Source organism: Rhodococcus sp. NPDC059968 (genome assembly GCF_042738615.1).
GTDB lineage: Bacteria > Actinomycetota > Actinomycetes > Mycobacteriales > Mycobacteriaceae > Rhodococcus_F.
In genome coordinates this window covers 1-13,814 of sequence record NZ_JBHWUE010000070.1, presented here as the reverse complement: position 1 = coordinate 13,814, position 13,814 = coordinate 1, and the positions used below count along the sequence as shown (strand labels likewise).

18 protein-coding genes and 1 pseudogene are annotated in these 13,814 nt (G+C 65.6%); 14 read left to right on the top strand and 5 right to left on the bottom strand.

Features of this window, described 5'->3' with window-relative positions; genetic code table 11:
- Positions 1 to 51: 51 nt before the first annotated feature.
- Positions 52 to 369, top strand: a complete 318-nt coding sequence (locus tag ACFWAY_RS38035) for a chorismate mutase (protein ID WP_378453198.1) — start codon at positions 52 to 54, stop codon at positions 367 to 369.
- Between the two features lie 116 nt (positions 370 to 485).
- Positions 486 to 608: a hypothetical protein gene (locus tag ACFWAY_RS38030; protein WP_378453199.1), complete on the top strand. Its 123-nt coding sequence runs from the start codon at positions 486 to 488 to the stop codon at positions 606 to 608.
- 30 nt (positions 609 to 638) lie between these two features.
- Here the strand turns inward: ACFWAY_RS38030 and ACFWAY_RS38025 are convergent, their stop codons facing one another.
- Complete coding sequence (locus tag ACFWAY_RS38025; RefSeq protein WP_378453216.1) at positions 639 to 1,139, bottom strand: DoxX family protein; 501 nt, start codon at positions 1,137 to 1,139, stop codon at positions 639 to 641.
- A 176-nt stretch (positions 1,140 to 1,315) separates the two neighbouring features.
- Between ACFWAY_RS38025 and ACFWAY_RS38020 the strand changes: the two genes are divergently transcribed.
- A complete protein-coding gene (locus ACFWAY_RS38020) occupies positions 1,316 to 2,242 on the top strand; it encodes an LLM class F420-dependent oxidoreductase (protein ID WP_378453200.1) in 927 nt (308 codons plus the stop codon).
- An 11-nt stretch (positions 2,243 to 2,253) separates the two neighbouring features.
- On the opposite strand, the gene ACFWAY_RS38015 is transcribed toward ACFWAY_RS38020, so the two are convergent.
- A complete protein-coding gene (locus ACFWAY_RS38015) occupies positions 2,254 to 2,640 on the bottom strand; it encodes a hypothetical protein (protein WP_105421643.1) in 387 nt (128 codons plus the stop codon).
- 175 nt (positions 2,641 to 2,815) lie between these two features.
- Positions 2,816 to 3,865, bottom strand: coding sequence for a sigma-70 family RNA polymerase sigma factor (locus ACFWAY_RS38010; RefSeq protein ID WP_378514200.1), 1,050 nt, complete (start codon positions 3,863 to 3,865; stop codon positions 2,816 to 2,818).
- Between the two features lie 209 nt (positions 3,866 to 4,074).
- Here ACFWAY_RS38010 and ACFWAY_RS38005 point away from each other — a divergent pair, with 209 nt between their 5' ends.
- Complete coding sequence (locus ACFWAY_RS38005) at positions 4,075 to 4,230, top strand: hypothetical protein (protein ID WP_378453202.1); 156 nt, start codon at positions 4,075 to 4,077, stop codon at positions 4,228 to 4,230.
- Here ACFWAY_RS38005 and ACFWAY_RS38000 read toward each other — a convergent pair.
- Positions 4,211 to 5,023 carry an SMP-30/gluconolactonase/LRE family protein gene (locus ACFWAY_RS38000; RefSeq protein ID WP_378514199.1) on the bottom strand — a complete coding sequence of 271 codons (813 nt, stop codon included), beginning with the start codon at positions 5,021 to 5,023 and terminating at the stop codon, positions 4,211 to 4,213. The genes ACFWAY_RS38005 and ACFWAY_RS38000 overlap by 20 nt on opposite strands.
- Positions 5,024 to 5,027: 4 nt before the next feature.
- Entirely contained in the window at positions 5,028 to 6,317 is a 1,290-nt protein-coding gene (locus ACFWAY_RS37995) for a serine hydrolase domain-containing protein (protein ID WP_378453217.1), read from the bottom strand.
- A gap of 276 nt (positions 6,318 to 6,593) precedes the next feature.
- Here ACFWAY_RS37995 and ACFWAY_RS37990 point away from each other — a divergent pair.
- The 10 genes and pseudogenes from ACFWAY_RS37990 (at position 6,594) to ACFWAY_RS37945 (ending at position 13,716) form a co-directional block, all read left to right on the top strand.
- Positions 6,594 to 7,649 (top strand): annotated as a pseudogene (locus ACFWAY_RS37990) (cupin domain-containing protein).
- Positions 7,650 to 8,134: 485 nt separating this feature from the next.
- Complete coding sequence (locus tag ACFWAY_RS37985; protein WP_378453204.1) at positions 8,135 to 8,545, top strand: hypothetical protein; 411 nt, start codon at positions 8,135 to 8,137, stop codon at positions 8,543 to 8,545.
- Positions 8,546 to 8,901: 356 nt separating this feature from the next.
- Complete coding sequence (locus tag ACFWAY_RS37980) at positions 8,902 to 9,612, top strand: hypothetical protein (protein ID WP_378514198.1); 711 nt, start codon at positions 8,902 to 8,904, stop codon at positions 9,610 to 9,612.
- A 5-nt stretch (positions 9,613 to 9,617) separates the two neighbouring features.
- Positions 9,618 to 10,793, top strand: a complete 1,176-nt coding sequence (locus ACFWAY_RS37975) for an SRPBCC family protein (protein WP_378453206.1) — start codon at positions 9,618 to 9,620, stop codon at positions 10,791 to 10,793.
- The gene (gvpJ, locus tag ACFWAY_RS37970; RefSeq protein ID WP_378514197.1) at positions 10,790 to 11,203 is read left to right on the top strand and encodes a gas vesicle protein GvpJ; all 414 of its coding nucleotides are present in this window, start codon (positions 10,790 to 10,792) and stop codon (positions 11,201 to 11,203) included. Before ACFWAY_RS37975 ends, gvpJ begins: the two co-directional genes overlap by 4 nt.
- The gene (locus tag ACFWAY_RS37965; RefSeq protein ID WP_378514196.1) at positions 11,203 to 11,991 is read left to right on the top strand and encodes a GvpL/GvpF family gas vesicle protein; all 789 of its coding nucleotides are present in this window, start codon (positions 11,203 to 11,205) and stop codon (positions 11,989 to 11,991) included. The genes gvpJ and ACFWAY_RS37965 overlap by 1 nt, the downstream gene beginning before the upstream one ends.
- A 3-nt stretch (positions 11,992 to 11,994) precedes the next feature.
- Positions 11,995 to 12,249, top strand: coding sequence for a gas vesicle protein GvpG (locus tag ACFWAY_RS37960; protein ID WP_378453209.1), 255 nt, complete (start codon positions 11,995 to 11,997; stop codon positions 12,247 to 12,249).
- Between the two features lie 6 nt (positions 12,250 to 12,255).
- Positions 12,256 to 12,546, top strand: coding sequence for a gas vesicle protein GvpO (gene gvpO / locus ACFWAY_RS37955; protein WP_378453210.1), 291 nt, complete (start codon positions 12,256 to 12,258; stop codon positions 12,544 to 12,546).
- Positions 12,543 to 12,950, top strand: coding sequence for a gas vesicle protein (locus ACFWAY_RS37950; RefSeq protein ID WP_378453211.1), 408 nt, complete (start codon positions 12,543 to 12,545; stop codon positions 12,948 to 12,950). The genes gvpO and ACFWAY_RS37950 overlap by 4 nt, the downstream gene beginning before the upstream one ends.
- Positions 12,937 to 13,716 carry a GvpL/GvpF family gas vesicle protein gene (locus tag ACFWAY_RS37945; RefSeq protein WP_378453212.1) on the top strand — a complete coding sequence of 260 codons (780 nt, stop codon included), beginning with the start codon at positions 12,937 to 12,939 and terminating at the stop codon, positions 13,714 to 13,716. The genes ACFWAY_RS37950 and ACFWAY_RS37945 overlap by 14 nt, the downstream gene beginning before the upstream one ends.
- Positions 13,717 to 13,814 lie beyond the last annotated feature (98 nt).

Below are 13,814 nucleotides of genomic sequence, written 5' to 3'. Positions count from 1 at the left end.
CCACTCCGGTCCGACGATGGTAGTACACGGTCACCCAGTCGAGGAGCAACGATGACGGACACGGATTTCGGGGCGGTCACCGAAAATGCCACGGGCGCAGTCTCCGAGGGCACAGATCTGAATCGCCTCCACACCGAGATCGCTCGCCTCGATGCGGAGATCCTGGACGCAGTCAATCGCCGTCTCGCTCTCGCGCAGCTCGCGGCCCGAACCCGGGTCGAGTCCGGTGCACCTATGGTCGCGCTCGGCGGAGAGACGGACGTGATCCGCCGCTATCAGGACGAGTTGGGCCCCCGCGGCTCGCTGCTGGCCCTGGAATTGCTCCGGCTGGCGCGGCCACCCTTCTCGTCGACGTACCGAACTCGGTAGCCCACCCACTCTCATCTCGGTCGATACCGAGCACGAGAGCAGTGCCCAGCAGTCGCCATGACGCTGGGCACTGTTCGCTTGTCCGGCGCAATCCGGGACGGCAACCATTTCTCTTGGTGCCGAGGGCGGCACTCGACGAGCTCCGCGAGGCCCAGCGACGGGGCGACTTCGGTGCGTTCGGTGCCGACCTCGACCGCCTCCAGCAAGCGGTCGATGCCTCCCTCACCTCCGGGGGATGACGGCCATCGCCCCGGCACACAAGAAGCTGTTCAGGCGTTCACTTCATGCGACTCGGTGGTAGGTCCCTGTTCGCCGGCGGTGCCATCGACGCCGTCGTCCGACTGCGCCGTGCGCCCACCGCGAGCAATGACGCGATCGAGCGAGAGGGCGCCGGCACCGAGGAAGATCATCAGGAACAGGGCCCAGCAGAAGATGGCCGAGAGCTCACCGCTGTTCTGGATGGGGAGGACGCCGTCCGGCTGATGACTCCAGAAGTAGGCGTACGCCATCGAACCCGAGGCAATGAACGCGGCGATTCGCGTCCCCAGGCCGAGGAACAACGCGGCGCCACAGACGAGTTGGATGACCGCGCCCCACCAACTCGGCCAGGCACCTACCGCTGCGGTATGCCCGCCATGAGGCGCGGTCGGCCACGCGAACAACGTCGACGTGCCATGGCAGAAGAATAGGAAGCCGATAACCACGCGGAAAGCCGCGATGGCATAGTCGACACTGGGGCCGTGAAGGCGTGAAATGCTCTTTGTTGTCACCTCGCCGAAGATAAGGCATGCCTGCCCTAATCGTTGCGCCATCACGACGGTGCGATACAGCCACGTTGGAAAACTGACCCGATTGTGGCGAGCATCACATCCATTGCGGTGCGGTCGCGGATCCACTCCCCGCATTCGGTCACCGGCCGAGCCACTTCGGGTGCATCGTGAAGTCCATGCGCGATTTCAGATTCTCGTTCAACATCTTCGGCTTCGAATCCCGCGACGCCCTTCTCGACCGATGCCGACTCGGTGAGAGCGCCGGCTACGACACCGTGTTCGCCGCGGACCATCTCGGCGCCCCGGCCCCGTTTCCACTGCTGGTGGCCGTCGCCGACGCCACCCGCTTGCGTGTCGGAACTCTGGTGCTCAACGCACCGTTCTGGAATGCCGCCCTACTCGCCCGAGAGATTGCGACGACGGACGTCCTCACCGACGGAAGGCTCGACATCGGACTCGGTGCCGGACACATGAAGTGGGAGTTCGACGCTGCGGGGATCGAATGGAAGGCCTTCGGCGGACGGGTCGAACAGTTGTCGGAGATGGTCGACGGCCTGCACACCTTCTTCACCGCGGATCTCGACGAGCTACCCGAGGGCCGCGCCCTGCCACGACCGTTGCAGCGGCGCGGATTCGGCGACGCGGGTCCGCCCCTGATCATCGGCGGCACCGGCGACCGGGTGCTGCGGATCGCGGCGGCCCACGCAGACATCGTCGGCGTCGCGGGGACATTTCAGATTCCGGGCCGGCCCCCGGGCACCTTCCGCCTCGCCACCGCGGACGAGACCGCCGAGCGAATTCGCTTCGTACGGGCACACGCCGGCGCCAGAGCCGAAGACATCGAGTGGCATCTACTGGTCCAGATGGTCGTCGTGACGGACGACCGCCGCGCCGCGGCCAACGAGATCGTGGACCGGCTCGGTGGGACGATGTCGGTCGACGACGTCCTCGACACCCCGTATGCCCTAGTGGGAACCGTGCGGGAGATGGCCGACCAACTCCGAAGCCATCGGGAGCGCTACGGTTTCTCGTACATCACCGTCCACGAACCGTATCTGGAGCCGTTTGCGCCCGTGATCCGTCAACTCCGCGAACGAATTTGACGGACAACGACTCACGGCGTGTTGATGTATTCCTGGATGGCCTGCTGCGCCCGGGGGTTGCCCTGACCGATACCGACAATCGCGCCGGTGATCGCCCCGATCGGCGTGCCGATGATGCAACCGGCGAGACTGCCGGGGAACATCGAGATACATCCGACACCGAGACCCATGAGCGCACCGATCGCCGTGCCGGCCGCTCCCCCGTTTGCCCAGCCGACACCGAGTTCGTTGAGCATGTTCTCGAGAGCCTTCTGCTTGTCGACCTCGTGTCTGCCGGGGATCGCCAGGGCCGGCGTTCCCGTGTTCGGTAGAACTGGGTCGGCGTGGGCCGTACCCGCCCCGAGTGTCACCGTCGCTGCGACGAGAACCGACGCAGCCGATTTCTTGATCAAGTTCATCACGATCCCACCCTGCTGAAGAAGGAAAAACCGGTTCCGACTGTAACCTGCGGCTGCATCATCGGTGGCGAAACCGCGGCATCGGAAGAGTACCTCGGCGATTGCCCGCCGGCACAGGTGAAAAGTTCGGCTCGTGCGCCCACAGGTACCCGATCAGCGTAATTTCGATGAACGGTCAGGGCATTGATTCCGGCAACCCGAAGGGCTCGAAATGCTCCGGACCGAGGAACGAGGTCAGCTCCGCAATCTTGGAACCGCGGAGGGTCAGCACGGTGATCGACCAGCGGAGGTGAGTGCCGGCGTCTTCGTCCCACAGGTAGAAGGCGACGGCGGGCTGACCGTTCGCACCGACCGGGAGGTGACGCCACGAACCGCACCCCGTGAGCGGGACCCGGACCGCGAAATCGGTGACCGCGGCGAGACCGCGGTACCAGTGCGCCATCGGCGGCATCGACCAGGTGACATCCTCCGTCAGCAGGGCAACCAGGGCGTCGGCATCCCCGCGTTCCAGCGCGGTGGAGTACCCGGCGACGATGGCACGCACACGCGTGTCGTCGATCTCGCGCAAAGTTTGTGCCTGCGTCACCGGCGGAATCTTCTGGGCGACGATCGCCCGTGCCCGCTGCAGCGCGCTGTTCACCGACGCCGTCGTCGTGTCCATGGTGTCGGCGATCTCGGCGGCGGAGAAGCCCAAGACTTCGAAGAGCAGCAGGGCAGCCCGCTGATTGCCCGGCAGATGTTGCAGTGCCGCAACGAATGCCAATTCCACAGCCTCGCGTTGCTCGTAGCGCGCGGCCGGCCCCACCGAACCGGCGGTCAGACCCGCGTCGGCGTAGGGACCCAGCCAGGCCACGTCCGTGAGCGGGACGTCACCGATGACGGCACGATCACTGGACGGGCCCAGGTCGACGGGCAGGACCCGCTTACCGCGCGATTCGACGGCGTCCAGGCACGTGCGCGTCGCGACGGTGTAGAGCCAGGAGCGCAGCGTACTGCGACCTTCGAACCGCGCAAAACCGCGCCACGCCCGAAACAGGGCATCCTGTAGAGCGTCGTCGGCGTCGTGACTCGATCCGAGCATGCGGTAGCAATGGGCGTGTAGTTCGCGGCGCAACGGTCCGACCAGGCGGGTGAACGCGGCGTCGTCTCCGTCGCGGGCCCTGGCCAGGCCGGCATCGTCGGCTTCTGCCGCCGCGTCGGGTGTTCGTGCGGACATGTCGGTCAAAGGGGACGATTCTGCCCGAGTGTCGGCGGTCGCACCGGCGACCGGCAATACCTGCAGTGCATGCGCTCACCGACGGCGACGGTGTGGCCAGCGGACCGTTCCCCGTCGACCCGCAGCGGTTGAACACTGCCGGATCGGTGTAGCTCACCCGGTCACTACTGACGCACTTCAACCGCATCTACTGTGAATTCTCCTGGCGAGCAGTCGAATTGTTCGACGCATCGGCCGCCGGGACCGTGACAGTGACGACGGGTGAGCAGTACGACCTCGTGGACGCCGCGCAGGACGTGCGTGCGCGGCAGCGTAGTCGCCAAGGGTCCGCGGCGGCGCTCGAGCGCGTGTGGGTCACCCAACCCGACCGCTGACGTGAAGTCGTGCCACAGGAACTCTCGCCTCCGCGACGGGAAGTCCGTCCACGCCGACGTCCAGACGCAACAGAGCGCCCGCCGTCGTGACGTATATCGCCGTTCCGGAGAAGGCGAGCGAGGACACGAAACGCCCTGCCAGGTCGATCAGCTCATCGAGGACTCCGGCGGCGCTGAATCGAGCGATGCCGCCGCCGCTGCCCAGGGCCACCCAGACGCAGCCCTCGACGTCGACCGCGAGCCCATCACATTCACCGCGAGGAGCATGAGCGAATACCGATGCCTCCTCCGGGCCGAGAACGCGGACACGCGAGGCAGCGAACTCAGCAACGTAAACCCGCGTGCCGTCAGGTGAGATGCCGATTCCGTTCGGCCACAAGAGGTCGTCGCGAACAACACGGACGGAGCCGGTCGGTGAAATGTGCAGCAATTCCGACGGCGGCGCGGCCTCCCCCGCACCGGGCCGGTGCCGCAGTACCCCTACAAAGAGCGACCCGTCTGAGGCGACGGTCATGTCGTTCAGTCCGGTCGCTCCATCGACCGCCAGGACGGTGGTCCGGCCCGTGGTTCCGGTATGCAGGAGGTCGCGCCCGCCCACCAGGAGTCCACCGTCGACGTGCGCCGCGATCCCGCCGATTCCCCGCCGGCGTTCCACCACGACAGTGGTGTCCGTGGCGGTCCACCGATACACACCACCGGCGGTGGTGTTCGCAAACACCACCGAGCCGTCCGGCATCGGCCGCGGGGCCTCCAACAATCCCTCCGCTTCGAACAGGACCTCCACATCGCACACCGCATCACCTGGTGGTGGTCGGAGCTGGTGTGGGCGCCAGCGACAACCCGGCGTAGATCTCGTCGAGAACTGTGGGCAGCAAAGCGTTCGCTGTGGTCTTGCCTTCGGGCGACAGGGTCAGGTTCGTCCAGATCACCAGCGTGACGTCGTTGTCCGGGTCGTAGCCGATGAACGAGTTGAAACCCGGCAGCTCACCGCCGTGGTAGTACATCGAGGCGTTCGGCCCGAAACGCTGATAGCTGATGCCGTACCCGTATTGCTGCCCATCGGGTGTGCTCGGATCCTCGGGTTGCAGGCTGTGGAGCCATTGCTGCTGGTACTCGGGATTCAGGACGTTGCCCGACACCAGTGCCCGGATCCACGTGGCCAGGTCGTCTGCCGTGGAGATGGCGCCACCGGCCGCGGTGGCGTAGGAGGAATTCTGGTTGGTGTAGTCGAGGGGTTGGAGTGTCCCGGCCCGTGCGGCGGCCTGCATGTCGGCGGGATACTCCTCGTCGACCATCGCGTAGGACGATTCGCCGTACATGTAGCCGTGTGAGTAGGGATCCGGAATGGTCGCGGCGTCGTCTGCGGCGGGAAGCGAGGTCTGCTGCAACCCGAGCGGTCCGAACAACCGATCCCGGAACTGCTCGGCCAACGGACGCCCGCCGACATTCTCGGCGATCAGACCCAGCAATGCGTAGTTAGTGTTGCTGTACTCGTAAGACGTGCCCGGCGGGAATTCGGGCGGCTGCCGGAACGCGATATCCAAGACCTCTTGCGGCGTCCAGGCCTTCGCCGGGTCGGTATCCAGAGTGGCCGCGAATTCGGGCGAGGTCGTGTAGTTGTACAGCCCACTGCGCATCGTCAACAGCTCTGCGACGGTGATGTTCTCGCCGTTCGGCACATCTGAGACGTAGGTGGACACCGGGTCGCCGAACTGGAGCTTGCCGTCCTGGGCAAGGAGCACGATCAGCGCCGCAGTCATGGTCTTGGTGTTCGAGGCGATCCGGAAATGAGTTTGTGCATCAGGCGGTGTCTGCGCGCCCAGTTCGGTCGTGCCGACCACAGCGTCGAAGTTTCCCTGCGGGGTGCGGAGCTGCACCACTGCACCGGGGACGAGTAGTTCCTCGGCCGCAGCGTTCACGGCGGCCTGGAATGCGGCCGGATCGATGGGCTTCAGCGCCGACCCCGTTGGTGCGGCATCGGTCGCGGTCGTCGCGGCAGGGAGTGCACCGTTCGATGCATGCGAGGTCGTCGGCGCGGAAGTGGTCGAGCAGCCCGCGATCACGAGGGCAACGCCGACCGCAAGCACAGCGGCGCGGGTGGTACGCAATGCGCGGTAACGCCCTCCGACCGTACGGCTCGGCGCGTTCTCCGCCGGGGAATCCCTCATCGTGGGCATCACCGCCTCTGCGGCAGGGGTCGATACCGCACCGATGAGCGGTACCAGCTGGGCAGATCTCCTTGTGCATCGTAACCCCGATGCCCGCCTGCTCCTTCGACTTCACCGGAACAATGCGCCGCGGAAAGACATACTTCTACCTGTATGTGCGAACTGCTTCCCACCACCGACACGGAAGGCAATTCCATGAGCACGCGACGCAGCAGCCATAGCACCTCGCTGGCCGGCGGCGAGATCGTCGAGCAATCCGACCTCGGCTCGATCACCCGGATAACAGCGGACACGTTCCCGATCCTGAAAGGCATGTCGATCAAGCGCGTGCTGATCAATCCCGGAGCGATGCGCACCCCCCATTGGCACGCGAACGCCAACGAACTCACCTACTGTTTGTCCGGAACATCCCTGGTCTCCGTTCTCGACACCGGCAGCGAGTTCGCCACCTTCACGATCGGCGCCGGGGAGATGTTCCACATCGATTCGGGCTCACTGCACCACATCGAGAACGTCGGCGACGAGGTCGCAGAGTTCATCATCGCCTTCCGAAGCGAGCGGCCCGAAGACTTCGGTCTGGGCGCAGCGTTCGGCGCGATGACCGATGCGGTCCTCGGCAACACCTACGATCTCGACGCGTCGGATTTCGCCAAAATCCGGCGCGACACCACCGACCGCCCCCTGGCGGCACGAATCGGCGATCCCGTGGTGTCGCCGGCGGCGCACTTCTCCGATGGTCACAAGTTCGCCGTCGAGGAACAGAATCCGACCATCAGCCTCGCCGTCGGATCCGCTCACCTGGCGCGCGTCCAGTTCTGGCCGGCGCTGAAGGATCTGTCGATGTACTCGCTGCGGATCCGCGAGGACGGATGCGCGAACCGCACTGGCACCCGATCACCGCCGAGATGGGTTACGTGCGCCGCGGATCAGCGCGGATGACGGTCATGGACCCGACGGTTCCCTCGACACCTGGTATCTCGAGCAGGGTGACGTGTATTTCATCCCCGCGCGTATCCGCATCACATCGAGGTCGTGGGATCCGAGGACATCCATTTCCTGATTTTCTTCGACCAGCCCACACCCGGCGACATCGGATACCGCGCATCGGTCAGCGCGTACTCCCGCGAAGTCCTCGCCGCCACGTTCGACACCCACATCGACGAACTGCCGAACTTCCCGTTCACCTCTTCCGACCCGCTCATCGTCACTCGCAACAACCCGCTCGACGAAAGGGGCGTCGGCGAGCAGTAGACCCGCCGCACCCTGCAACGCCACACCCGCTGCCGTTTCAAGAATGGCCCCGAGGGTAATTGCGGTGTATGGGCGCACGAGTGAGGACAAGCGGCCGGAGCACACCGGCCAGGCCTGACCGTGGAGGCACGTCCTCCCACAGCAAGACCACGGACAACGACAACCTGACGGCAACCGCCACGTCGGCGACAGGTCGATCATCCAAGACTTCGAAAAGGTCGACGCCGCCCGACGCCGCCTCGGGGCGGCTGCCACGAAGGCGACCGCTGCCACCCAGGCGACCGGCAGCCACGAAATCAACCTCGGCTGCGTCACGGCGCAGCGTCCCGCGGAGGACCAAGCCGGCGCACTCACCGACACGAACGGACGCCGACGCCGACACTACGAAGCCGGCGGCCCGGAAGAGTCCCCGAGACACAGGGTCCCACGCACCGACGCGCCCCCGGTCCACCACGTCGACCCACCAGCGCAGGACCGACCCGGTTTTGCAGGAGTCCGAACGCGGCCTGTTGTCGCGGTCGGTCGAGGCGCTCATCGAATGGCTGAAAAACCACGTTCACCGGCTCGTGGACGCGGTGCGAGACCGCGGCGAGACGGTGACGCAGAAAATTCGGCAGAAATTCCAGGAATGGATGGACACGCTCGTCGACGCGACTGCACAGAGCGACGCGGGGGTCCAAGCCGTAATCGCAGGCATTCGGGCCGCCCTGACCGGCAAGAATCCTGTGTGGGCCGCGATCAAAGCGCTGGTTTCCGGGTTGAGCGGCAAGGCCAAGGTCGCCCTCGTTCTCCTCCTGGTCCTCGGGCTCCTCCTCGCGCCGGTACTGCTCGTGGTCCTCCTGCTGGTGCTCGTCGTTGCGGCGCTGGTCGCGGCGGTGCGCGCCGCTGCCAAATGACGCCCAAATCTTCACTGGAACAGTGTTGCTGTTCAACAACTTTCGATATTCGGTGCCCACATCGCAACTCCATGCAATCCGCGCGGATGCTCTGTCGCGGCGTGGCCGCTACGGCCGATGCGCGAAATCGTCGACCCCCACCCTTCCCAGCGGCCAGCGATGCAGCACGCCGGCGCGAGAAGTTGCCCGAACCGAGTTTTCTGATGCTGGTTGAGTGTCTCGCGGCTGGGGTAGTCGACAAGCGGCGCCCCCTTACCGCGCACGGTTTTGCGACACATTTCCGAGGACGGTTCTGCGACACATTGCCGAGGTTGGCGAGCGGCGCGCCGGCGACTACTCGGTAAAGGGGTTCGACGATGAAAACCAAAGGTCAGGTTGCATTGGCCGTCGGCGCGGGATACATGCTGGGCCGTACACACAGGATGAAGATGGCACTGATGCTCGCGGCCGCGGGCGCGACCGGACGCTTCCCCGGCGGGCCACGCGATCTACTGGAACGCGGCACGAAGTTGCTCGCGAGCTCCCCCGAGTTCGCCAAGATCAGCGACTCGGTTCGCGAAGAGCTGGTCGGCGCGGCGAAGGCCGCAGCCGTCACCGCCGCAAGCCAACGCATCAACTCGCTCAACAACCGGCTCCTGTCAGGCGGCGGAGAAGCCGTCAGCGACGTGGGCGATACCGTGGACAACACCGTGAGCGGTGTCGGCAACTCCGTAGGCAAGCTCAGCAGGGTCGGAAAACTCGGCCGCAAGCGACGCGGCCGGTCCCAGGACGAGGAGTACGACGAGTCCGAGGTCGACGAAGAGCAGGACGAACAGCCGGACGAACAATACGCCGAAGAGGAAGACGAGTACGAGGAGCCGGACGAGGAAGAGGCCGCCGACGAGGAACCCGCCCCACGCAAGCGCCCCGCCGCGCGTCGACGGACTTCCAGCAGCAGCTCCCGGCCGGCCAGCAGGTCGCGCAGCACGAAATCCGACGAGGACGAAGAAGAAGCCCCCACTCGCGGCCGCAAGACAAGGGCGAAGGCCACCACTGATTCCGCGCCCGTCCGACGCGGCGGACGGTGAGCACGATGACGAACGCCGCGAGCAAGTTACGAGAAGCCGCACCGGGCGGCGGCAACGGATCGTCCAGCGTGCTGCAGGAAGCAGTGCAGAAGCTGATCGGCACTGTGGCCGACAAAGCACTCTCGTCCGTCTCCGACAAGGTGCAGAACGCATCCGGGAGGCTCACCGACTACGCCGAGGGTGGCGGCGGGGGTCTGCTCGCCGCTGTTACCGGTTCGGAGAAACTGGCGGAGGGTGAGTCGCCGATCAAATCCGCGGTGAGCGGTGGCTGGGAGGGTGCCAAGCAGATGGTCAAGGACAAGGCCTCCGACGTCAAGGAGGCCGTCACCGGTGGTGGCGGTGGTGGCGGAGGTAAAGGCAAGAAGCTCAAGTTGACCAATATCGTCGAAACGATCGATGTCGGAGTTCCGGTCCAGCTGGCCTACAACCAATGGACGCAATTCGCCGACTTTCCCTCCTTCATGAAGAAGGTCGAGCGGGTGGAACAGGAATCGGACGAGAAACTCGAGTGGAAGGCTCAGGTCTTCTTGTCGCACCGAACCTGGGAATCGTCGATCCTCGAGCAGGTTCCCGATGAGCGGATCGTGTGGCGTTCTAAGGGTGCCAAAGGTTATGTCGACGGTGCGGTGACGTTCCACGAGGTCACTCCCGATCTCACCCGCATCGTTCTGATCCTCGAGTATCACCCGAAGGGCTTGTTCGAGAAGACGGGAAACCTCTGGCGTGCACCGGGACGACGAGTGCGGCTGGAGTTGAAGCACTTCGGACGCCACGTCATGACGCAGTCCGTTCTCCATCCCGACGAGGTGGAGGGATGGCGCGGGGAGATCCGGGACGGGGAGGTAGTCGAGCCCGAGGAGGACGAGGCGCGGCCGGAGGAGTCGGACGAACTGGAGGAAACGGACGAGAGTGAGGGTGAGGGGCCCGAGGGTGAGGAGCCCGAAGGCGAAGAGCCCGAAGGCGAAGAAGCTGAGGAAACCAACGAAGACGAGACCGAGGAAACCGACGAGGACGCCGGCGAGCAAGCGGACGAGGACGAGGAAGCACCACCACCGCCGCGGCGCCGAGGACGCCCACGCAAGACCGCGGCTGCAGGTGAGGACCAAGCCCCGAAGCGGCGAGGTCGCCCGCGCAAGACTGCCGCAAAGACCGCAACCTCGCGACAAGGAGCACGGCGATGACGGCGGTACAACCGGCGGGGGGAGGTGGTGGCGGAGTCAGCGGCGGTCCCAGCTCGAGTAGCCTCGCCGACGTCATCGACACCATCCTCGACAAGGGCCTGGTCATCGACGCCTACGTGCGTGTCTCGCTGGTCGGCATCGAACTGCTGACGATCGACGCGCGCGTCGTCGTCGCCAGTGTCGACACCTACCTGCGGTTCGCGGAGGCCGTGAACCGGCTCGAGATCGGCAGTGGCGAGCCGAAGGGCCTGACGGATCTGGTGGGTGACGTCACCGAGGGCGGTGCCAAATCGAAGACCAAGGGCGCGCTCGAGTCCGCGGGTGAGAAACTCGGCGACATGCTCGGCGGCGGGCAGGAAGAACCTGAGCGCGAACGTGTTTCGCGCAAGTCCACACGAGGTGACAAGTGATGTCTACGTCGAAGAAGAGCACCGACTCAGCCGACGAGCCGCGCACCAGCGGTGTCTATGTGTACGGCATCGTGCCTGCGGACGTGCAAGCCGAAGAGGACGCGGTCGGCGTGTGTGACGGACCGGTCAGCATCGTCAAGCACGGCGACATCGCAGCGCTCGTGAGCGAGATCTCGGTGGACAGGCCGCTCGGCAAGCCCGAGGACCTTCGATCCCACGCGCACGTGCTGGACGGCACGTCACGGGTGGCACCGGTGCTCCCGCTTCGTTTCGGGGCGGTCATGACCGATGAAGAAGCCGTCGAGGAGGAGTTGCTCGCAGCACACGCCGACGAGTTCGCCGCTGCGTTGGAGGAACTCGAAGGTCGAGCACAGTACGTCGTGAAGGGGCGATATGTCGAGCAGGCGATCCTCAAAGAAATCATCGAAGAGAATGAACAGGCGGGCAAGCTGCTCGCCACTATCCGCGATCAGCCCGAGGAGACCACCCGCGACGCCCGGATGGCCCTTGGCGAGATCGTGAGTAACGCCATCGAGGCCAAGCGGGACGAAGACACCCGGAAGGTGGTCGAGGCACTCGACTCGCTGTCCGATTCGGTCAACGTCCGGGAACCCACGCATGAGGAGGAGGCCGCGCAAGTAGCCGTCCTCGTCGAGGTCGCCCGGCAGGAAGAACTCGAGAAGGCAGTGGGAGAACTGGCCGAGCAGTGGGACGGCCGGGTCGACATGCGCCTGCTCGGACCGCTCGCCGCTTACGACTTCGTGGTGACGCAGAAGCCGGAGGGCTGACCGATGGGTCTGCTGTCGTTCATCGCCACGCTGCCGCTCGCCCCCGTTCGTGGGGTGATCTCGCTGGCCGAGCTGATTCAGCGGCAGGTCGAGGAGGAACTCCACAATCCCGCGAGTGCGCGACGCGCTCTCGAGGAACTGGAGGACGCACGCGCGGCAGGCGAGATCTCCGCCGAGGAGGAAGAGCAGGCTCAGCAGGCCGTCCTCGACCGAATGACCGGAACGGCGCGGCCGCCCTCCGGCACGGAGAAGGAGTGACGGGCGATGGCGGAAGAGCAGCCACCTCCGTTGCCGGCACCGGAGATCGCCGAGATTGCAACGCGTGACATTGCGCAGTTGACCGGCAAGAAGCCGCTGGGTGCGACATCGGTCATGCCGACCGACGACGGCTGGGCGGTGGAGGTGGAGGTAGTCGAGGATCGGCGCATCCCGTCGTCGACGGACATGCTCGCGCTGTACGAGGTGGTGTTGGATCTGGACGGAGAGCTGTTGTCCTACCGCAGAACCCGCCGCTACACCCGCGGTGTCGGTGACAGTGGGAGCGCGCAGTCATGACCATCGCCGGCGGCGGTACGAGCAACCTTCCGCAGAGCTCGGGTGGCGGAATGGGCGGCGGGCACCAATCGACGAATCTCGGGGAAATCCTCGAGCGGGTGCTCGACAAGGGGCTCGTGATTGCAGGAGACATCCAGGTCAACCTGCTCGACATCGAACTGTTGACCATCAAGGTGCGGTTGGTCATCGCCTCGCTGGAGACGGCGAGGGAGGTGGGGATCAACTGGTGGGAGAACGATCCCTGGCTGACCGGCAAGAGCAGCGACCTCGAACTCGAGAATCGAAAGCTCAAGGAGCGGATTGCCGCACTCGAGTCCGACAGGTCGGTTCGCCCTGCCGTCCAGGCCGCCGAAACGGTCGAGGTGGAGGCGAAACGTCAGGAGCCCGGCGATGACCGCGGATGACGGTGTCTGGCTTTACAGCATCACCACCGACAGCATCGTCGACGCACAACTCGCCGGAGTCACCGGCGTGGCCGGCGAGCCGGTCCGCGCGGTTGCGTCGGCGGGTCTCGTCGCGGTGGTGGGGACGGTGAGCCTGAGCGAATTCGGGCAGGAACCTCTGCAGCGCAACCTCGAGGACCTCGACTGGCTTGCGGCAACCGCCCGAGCACACGACGCTGTGGTGGCCGCCGTAGTGCGCTGCGGTCCCACCGTTCCATTGCGGTTGGCGACCCTCTACCTCGACGACCACCGCGTTCGCCTCCTCCTCGACGAACGACAGGAGGAGTTCGGCGCAACGCTGCGCCGGGTGACCGGACGAAGCGAGTGGGGTGTCAAAGCGTACGCAGACGCGAAGGCCCTGGCGCAGAACGTGAAAGAGGAGCCGTCCGCGACGGGTGCGGCGGGAAAGGGGACCGCGTATCTCCTGCGTCGTCGTGCCGAGTTGAGCGCACAGCAAGACGTCGAACGCAGGGCGGCCCGCCATGCGGAGGAGATTCACTCCGCACTCCTGGGCCATGCCGTCGACGGACTTCGACGGCAAGTCACCGATCCGGTGCTGACCGGTAAACGGGCCTGGATGATCTTCAACGGCACCTACCTCGTGGACAACGAGCGGGTCGACGACTTCACTGCGCTCGTTACGGCACTCGACACCGAACGCCCGGGCATCACACTGGACCTGACCGGACCGTGGCCGCCGTACTCCTTCGCCGGGATCGACGGGTGAGCCCATGAGTTGCCCTGTGTCAAGCCGCCGGTTGTTGGTGGGCGATCAGTCGTTGGAGGGCGCCGTGTTTGTCCGGGTCGTAGGCGAGGTTGTCCTGC

Bases quoted from the DNA above. Each gene is read 5' to 3' on its own strand.
- ACFWAY_RS38035 (WP_378453198.1), top strand. From the start codon at position 52: ATGACGGACACGGATTTCGGGGCGGTCACCGAAAATGCCACGGGCGCA.
- ACFWAY_RS38020 (WP_378453200.1), top strand. From the start codon at position 1,316: ATGCGCGATTTCAGATTCTCGTTCAACATCTTCGGCTTCGAATCCCGC.
- ACFWAY_RS38015 (WP_105421643.1), bottom strand. From the start codon at position 2,640: ATGAACTTGATCAAGAAATCGGCTGCGTCGGTTCTCGTCGCAGCGACG.
- ACFWAY_RS37980 (WP_378514198.1), top strand. From the start codon at position 8,902: ATGAAAACCAAAGGTCAGGTTGCATTGGCCGTCGGCGCGGGATACATG.
- ACFWAY_RS37975 (WP_378453206.1), top strand. From the start codon at position 9,618: ATGACGAACGCCGCGAGCAAGTTACGAGAAGCCGCACCGGGCGGCGGC.
- gvpJ (WP_378514197.1), top strand. From the start codon at position 10,790: ATGACGGCGGTACAACCGGCGGGGGGAGGTGGTGGCGGAGTCAGCGGC.
- ACFWAY_RS37965 (WP_378514196.1), top strand. From the start codon at position 11,203: ATGTCTACGTCGAAGAAGAGCACCGACTCAGCCGACGAGCCGCGCACC.
- ACFWAY_RS37960 (WP_378453209.1), top strand. From the start codon at position 11,995: ATGGGTCTGCTGTCGTTCATCGCCACGCTGCCGCTCGCCCCCGTTCGT.
- gvpO (WP_378453210.1), top strand. From the start codon at position 12,256: ATGGCGGAAGAGCAGCCACCTCCGTTGCCGGCACCGGAGATCGCCGAG.
- ACFWAY_RS37950 (WP_378453211.1), top strand. From the start codon at position 12,543: ATGACCATCGCCGGCGGCGGTACGAGCAACCTTCCGCAGAGCTCGGGT.
- ACFWAY_RS37945 (WP_378453212.1), top strand. From the start codon at position 12,937: ATGACCGCGGATGACGGTGTCTGGCTTTACAGCATCACCACCGACAGC.